Raw genomic sequence first — 6,262 nt, 5'->3', positions numbered from 1 at the left:
AAATAACAAGAGCGCCGATTAGCACTTCTTGTTTTAATTATTAAGGTCATAACCATGTCTTTACAAATCAAAAGATTCGTATATTTAATTGCCTGCGTATTCACAGCATGCATTCATACCGCTTTTGCTCAAAATGCAGACCTAAAGCCCATTAAGCTAGATAAAAATACGTACGCCCTGATTGGCTCTATTGGCCCAAGAACTTATGAGAACTATGGTCTTAATGCGAACTTTGGAGTCATTGATACCCCTGATGGCGCCATTTTGATTGATAGTGGAGCATCGCCCCAGGGAGCGGCCATTCTTGAGAAAGAAGTAAAAACGCTGACCGGCAAAAAGGTGCGCTGGGTCATTAATACAGGGTCACAAGATCACCGCTGGCTTGGCAATGATTATTTTGCCAAGCAAGGTGCAGAAATCATTGCACTTAAAAGAACGGTCATTACCCAATCAAGCCTAGGTTTGGGTCAAATTACCAGCATTCAGACAGCCCTTAAAGAAAGGGCTGATGGCACTACTCCATTTACCAGCCCAAAAGCCCTGGAAACTGATTATGCAAAACTCAATCTTGGTGGCGTTGATATCGAGATTCGATATTTGAACCATGCTCACTTTGCTGGTGACGCCGTTGTTTATCTCCCAAGCTCTGGAATTTTATTTTCAGGTGATCATATCTATGTTGATCGACTACTGGGAATACTGCCCCAAAGTGATGCCACAAAGTGGTTAGATGCTTTTAATCAAATTGAAGCAATGAAACCAAAAATCATCGTCCCTGGACATGGCTCACTTACCAATATCAAGGTCGCTAAAGCACAGACTGGCGACTATCTCGCCTTCATTGTTAGAGGCATCAAGAAATATGCTGAGAATATGGCTGGGGTTGAGAGCGCAGTGAAGAATCTGGCTAGCGCACCTCAATTTGAATATCTAGCCAACTTTAAAGATTTGCATAAGGGTAATATTAGTCGAGCCTATCTAAGGCTTGAGTCAGAGTAAAGGCTCGCAGCAGCCGCCTTACTCACCAAAGTCAAGATAGCAGACAGCTTTAAGACGCCCAGGATAGTTTAAGGGGTTACGACCCTATCGCGGCACAGAAAAACCATAACGCGTCATTACTTGCTTTGATTTTGGCTCTCTGAGGTAGAAGTAGAAATCCTTAGCGCTTGGGGCGGTATTTTTAATTAGAGCCATCTTTTGCTTCAGAGGCTTATGCAAGCTATCCGGTATCAACACATCATTTGCCTGAGCCTGAATTTGTGGTGATGAGGCCAGAGATAAAGCAGAGATCGCAAAATCAGCCGACCCCGTCAAAGCAAACATCGTCGCCTGAGAAATATTTTCCCCAAATACCAGCTTAGGCTGAGCCTGGTCCCAGACCCCAATGTTCAAGAGATATTCTTTTGCCGCCCTACCGTATGGCGCATGATCTGGATTGGCTATGGCAATTTTCTTTGCAGCCTGAATTGCTTTAATTAGGCCATCTTTATCAGCACTAAGCTTGATTGAGTTTCCTTTTTTCTGCAAGAGCACGATTCTGCCGATTGCATAAAGACTGCCCTCATCTACTGTTAGGCCATTTTTGTACAGGTCATCTATATAAGCCTCATCAGCAGACATGAGCAAACCAAAAGGTGCGCCATTTTTGACCTGTTGCCAGAGGACGCCAGATGAGCCGAACACCAACTTCACATCCTGCCCTTTATCAGACTTGTAGTTTGCAGCAATTTCTTCTAAAGCAAACTTGAGATCTGAAGCTGCAGCTACTGTTGGAGCTGTTTGAGCCCATGAAATTGACACGAAGGCATAGAAGGCCAGTAAAGCCGACAGGATATGTTTCATGAGGATCATTTGCTCTTTATGTCTATGCCTATTTTTAGTTACACCTATTTATTCAGAGTGTAACGATTTGTTACTAACTACCGCCCTTGAGTTTACGCAAGGCATCTGCCATTGCATTATTCATTGGGGGTGCAGATCTTCTGTCTTCCTGCTGCCTTCTAGCCTCTGGGGCTCGTGGGGCACCTGGTCGGTTCGGTCTTTGCTCAGGTTTTGCGCCTGAGGATGCTTTAGGAGCCTCATCAGAGAGTCTCATCGTCAGTGCAATCCGCTTACGCTTTTCATCTACTTCCAGCACTTTAACCTTCACAACCTGACCGGCTTTGACGACTGTATGCGGATCTTTAACAAAGGTATTAGCTAATGCGGAAATATGTACAAGGCCATCTTGATGAACGCCAATATCTACGAACGCACCAAAAGCAGCAACGTTCGTGACCACGCCTTCCAAGATCATGTCAGCCTTTAGGTCGCTGATTTTTTCTACGCCATCTTTAAATGTTGCCGTGGTGAACTCCGGACGTGGATCGCGACCTGGCTTTTCTAGTTCCTTGATGATGTCAGTGACGGTGGGAACGCCAAACTTCTCATCGGCATACTTTTCCGGATTGAGACCTTTGAGTATTCCAGCATCGCCAATGACTTCTTTAACGCCCTTCTTAATATCTTTCAGAATCTTCTCTACCAAAGGATAGGATTCTGGATGGACTGCAGATGCATCTAGAGGATCAGTCCCATTCATGATGCGCAAGAATCCAGCCGCCTGCTCAAAGGTCTTATCGCCTAAGCGTGGCACGCTACGTAAATCTGCTCGAGTCTGAAAAGCGCCATTACTATCTCGGTAAGTCACAATACCCTCTGCAACGGTGCTGCTGAGACCAGAAACTCTTGCTAACAAAGGTGCTGATGCTGTATTCACATCCACACCAACCGCGTTTACACAGTCCTCAACCACTGCTACCAGTGACTTCGCCAACTGGGTCTGCATCACATCATGCTGGTACTGACCCACCCCAATCGACTTTGGATCAATCTTTACCAATTCCGCCAAAGGATCTTGCAATCTTCTGGCAATGGATACTGCTCCGCGCAAAGATACGTCCATGCCAGGCAATTCTTTTGAGGCGTACTCAGAGGCGGAGTAAACCGACGCCCCCGCTTCAGATACAACAATCTTGGTGAGCTTGAGTTCTGGTTTAGCCTTGATTAAATCTTGCGCCAACTTATCCGTCTCGCGTGAGGCCGTACCATTACCGATTGAGATTAAGGTTGCCTTGTGTTTCTCAGCTAATTTCGCTAGGACATGCAATGAACCAGCCCAATCATTCTTAGGCTGATGCGGGTAGATGACATCGGTATCGACCACCTTACCGGTAGCATCAACAACAGCTACCTTCACACCCGTTCTCATGCCAGGATCAAGGCCAATAGTGACCTTTGGTCCTGCAGGTGCGGCCAGCAGTAAATCCTTGAGGTTACGAGCAAAGACGTTAATTGCCTCAGCCTCAGAACGCTCACGCAAAGCGCTCATCAATTCTGACTCCAAATGCATGGAGCACTTAATGCGCCAAGTCCAACGCACAGTCTCTGCCAACCACTGATCCGCAGGACGACCTTCATTTTTGATCTTGAATTGGTTAGCAATGCGGGATTCGCATGGATTATGTGGCGCATCCCATTTCGGTTTTTCTTCCTCGGTATCCAGGCGCAAATTGACCATCAGCATTTGCTCACGACGACCCCTAAATAAAGCTAAGGCACGGTGTGATGGAATTGCCGAAACAGGCTCGGAGTAATCAAAATAATCTGCAAATTTCTCACCCTCTTGCTCTTTACCAGCAATCACCTTGGATTCCACAACGCCATGTTCCTGCAAATAGGTTCTGAGCAATTGCACCAGACCAGCATCCTCAGCAAAGCGCTCCATCAAAATCTGACGGGCACCTTCCAGGGCGGCTTTGGCATCAACTACACCAGGGTTCTCACCTTGATCGGATGTAAATGCTTTTTTAAGGTATTTAGCCGCCTCAGTCTCTGGGTCTAACATCGGATTAGCAAGTAGATCATTAGCTAGAGGCTCTAATCCCGCCTCTAAGGCGATTTGCGCTTTAGTGCGACGCTTTAGCTTGTATGGCAAATAAAGATCTTCTAAGCGCGTCTTATCCTCTGCGAGCATGATGGACTTGAGCAACTCCGGAGTCATCTTGCCCTGCTCTTCAATTGAAGCAACAATGGCTTTACGACGCTCTTCCAACTCTCGTAAATACCCCAGGCGATCTTCCAACAACCGCAGTTGCGTGTCATCCAAACCACCGGTTGCTTCTTTACGATAACGAGCGATAAAGGGAACTGTTGCACCCTCATCCATCAGCGCGATAGCAGCAGCCACTTGGGCAGGTTTAGCGGATAACTCTTGGGCAAGGCGTTGTTCAATGGATGGCAGCATGAAATAAATAATCTACTAAGGTTTTAAGAATATTGCTATGGAGGAAAAATAAGAGCCACCCAAAGGTGACTCTTATTTACAAACCAAATGACTTACTAAAGTAACCCAGTGAAGCAACTCTGCGAAATTACTCGCGGGAAGCTTTCTTACGGTCATGCTCTTTCAAGTAGCGCTTACGAATTCGTACACTTTTCGGCGTTACTTCAACCAATTCATCATCACTGATAAATTCAACAGCGTATTCCAAAGTCAAATCAATTGGTGTCACCAAACGAACCGCTTCATCAGTGCCAGAAGAGCGTACGTTGGTTAATTGCTTACCTTTAATCGGGTTCACAACCAAGTCGTTGTCGCGACTATGGATACCAATGACCATACCTTCATAAACTGGGTCGCCATGCTTTACAAACATACGACCACGATCTTGTAGCTTCCAAATAGCGTAAGCAACTGCCTCGCCATCATCTTGACTGATCAATACGCCGTTATGACGCTCGCCCAAAATGCCATCTTTGGCTGGAGCATAAGAGTCAAATGTATGACTCATTAAACCGTTACCGCGAGTCATGGTCATGAAGTCACCCTGAAAACCAATCAGACCACGCGCAGGAATACGATACTCAAGACGGGTACGACCTTTTCCGTCACTCACCATATCTTGTAACTCGCCCTTGCGCTTACCCAAATCTTCCATCACGGAACCTTGAGTGGCATCTTCTACGTCAACCGTTAAGTTCTCATACGGCTCCATCTTGACGCCATTCTCTTCGTGGAATACTACGCGTGGACGGGAAACCGCCATCTCATAGCCTTCACGACGCATGGTTTCGACCAGAATAGTCAAATGCAACTCACCACGACCTGACACTTCAAATACGGTGTCATCATCAGTCTCTTTTACGCGCAAAGCCATATTAGCTTTCAACTCACGATCAAGACGCTCACGGATCTGACGGCTAGTAACAAATTTACCTTCACGACCAGCTAATGGGCTAGTGTTCACCATGAAGTTCATAGTTAAGGTAGGCTCATCAATCTTCAGCATTGGTAATGCATCTGGTTTATCTACTGCGCAAACTGTTGTACCAATTGCCAACTCTTCAATGCCGTTGATAAGGGCAATATCGCCAGCAACCGCCTCATCAACGATTTCGCGCTCGAGGCCTTTAAATTTCAATACTTGATTAATTCGACCTTTAAATGGCACGCCATCCGGACCGTTCATGCAAACTACTTCCATGCCTGACTTCACACGTCCACGGCTAATACGGCCAACGCCAATCTTACCGACATAGCTGTTGTAGTCGATTGAAGAAATCTGGAATTGCAAAGGACCATCTGGATCGTCATCACGTACAGGAACATACTTGAGAACAGCATCAAACAATGGGCGCATATCGCCTTCACGCACATCTTCTGTGGTGCCTGCATAGCCGTTCAAGCCTGATGCATAGATGATTGGGAAATCCAACTGCTCTTCCGTAGCGCCAAGCTTGTCAAACAATTCAAAAGTGGCATTGATTACGTAGTCGCAACGTGCACCTGGACGGTCAACCTTGTTAATCACAACGATAGGCTTCAAACCAAGAGCCAAGGCTTTCTTGGTTACAAAGCGAGTTTGTGGCATTGGGCCTTCAACCGCGTCAACCAAGAGCAAAACACCGTCAACCATGGAGAGCACACGCTCTACTTCACCACCGAAGTCGGCGTGTCCTGGTGTGTCTACGATGTTGATGTGTGTGCCGTCATACTCAACCGCACAGTTCTTGGACAAAATAGTAATGCCACGCTCTTTTTCCAAGTCGTTTGAGTCCATGACGCGTTCGGTCATTTTTTCATTAGAACGAAATGTGCCAGATTGGCGCAAGAGTTGATCAACCAAAGTAGTTTTACCGTGGTCAACGTGGGCGATGATGGCGATATTACGAAGTGCGCGTTTAGTCATGTGAAGCTTCTGAAGTTAAGAATAAGGTTAAT

Annotated in this window: 4 protein-coding genes; 1 reads left to right on the top strand and 3 read right to left on the bottom strand. The window is 46.3% G+C overall.

What is annotated here, in order from left to right; all coding sequences use genetic code 11:
* The first annotated feature begins 54 nt into the window (after positions 1-54).
* Positions 55-999 (top strand): MBL fold metallo-hydrolase, encoded by a 945-nt coding sequence (locus tag B7X71_RS10510; RefSeq protein WP_293597789.1) that lies wholly within the window; start codon positions 55-57, stop codon positions 997-999.
* Positions 1,000-1,083: 84 nt separating this feature from the next.
* On the opposite strand, the gene modA is transcribed toward B7X71_RS10510, so the two are convergent.
* The 3 genes from modA to typA all read right to left on the bottom strand — a co-directional run bounded on the left by modA (position 1,084) and on the right by typA (position 6,230).
* Complete coding sequence (modA, locus tag B7X71_RS10505; protein WP_293597790.1) at positions 1,084-1,851, bottom strand: molybdate ABC transporter substrate-binding protein; 768 nt, start codon at positions 1,849-1,851, stop codon at positions 1,084-1,086.
* Positions 1,852-1,915: 64 nt separating this feature from the next.
* Entirely contained in the window at positions 1,916-4,285 is a 2,370-nt protein-coding gene (locus B7X71_RS10500; RefSeq protein WP_293597791.1) for a Tex family protein, read from the bottom strand.
* 127 nt (positions 4,286-4,412) lie between these two features.
* Positions 4,413-6,230, bottom strand: coding sequence for a translational GTPase TypA (gene typA, locus B7X71_RS10495; RefSeq protein ID WP_293597792.1), 1,818 nt, complete (start codon positions 6,228-6,230; stop codon positions 4,413-4,415).
* Positions 6,231-6,262 lie beyond the last annotated feature (32 nt).

It is taken from the genome of Polynucleobacter sp. 39-46-10, assembly GCF_002282275.1.
The sequence above is the reverse complement of the archived record's forward strand: the minus strand, read 5'-3'. Positions and strand labels throughout refer to the sequence as shown.

What these genes read in the sequence shown, in the direction of transcription:
- B7X71_RS10510 (WP_293597789.1), top strand. Translation starts at nt 55, where the DNA reads ATGTCTTTACAAATCAAAAGATTCGTATATTTAATTGCCTGCGTATTC.
- modA (WP_293597790.1), bottom strand. Translation starts at nt 1,851, where the DNA reads ATGATCCTCATGAAACATATCCTGTCGGCTTTACTGGCCTTCTATGCC.
- B7X71_RS10500 (WP_293597791.1), bottom strand. Translation starts at nt 4,285, where the DNA reads ATGCTGCCATCCATTGAACAACGCCTTGCCCAAGAGTTATCCGCTAAA.
- typA (WP_293597792.1), bottom strand. Translation starts at nt 6,230, where the DNA reads ATGACTAAACGCGCACTTCGTAATATCGCCATCATCGCCCACGTTGAC.